Genomic DNA, 224 nt, shown 5'->3' on the forward strand with positions numbered 1-224 from the left:
TCGACGAGTTCAGCGAACTGCTCACCGCCAAGCCGGACTTCATCGAGACGTTCGTGCAGATCGGCCGGATCGGCCGCTCGCTCGGCGTGCACCTGCTGCTCGCCTCGCAGCGGCTGGAGGAGGGCCGGCTGCGCGGCCTGGAGACCCACCTGTCGTACCGGATCGGGCTGCGCACCTTCTCGGCGGCGGAGTCGCGCGCGGCGCTCGGCGTCCCCGACGCCTAC

1 protein-coding gene is annotated in these 224 nt (G+C 71.9%); it reads left to right on the forward strand.

Annotation, left to right across the window (positions count from 1 at the left end; translation table 11 throughout):
- Positions 1–224 (forward strand): hypothetical protein (locus tag E4U92_RS35745; RefSeq protein WP_137304596.1); only part of this gene is annotated, 224 nt, incomplete at both ends.

It is taken from the genome of Streptomyces galbus (assembly GCF_005280195.1).
GTDB classification, from domain to species: Bacteria; Actinomycetota; Actinomycetes; order Streptomycetales; family Streptomycetaceae; genus Streptomyces; species Streptomyces galbus.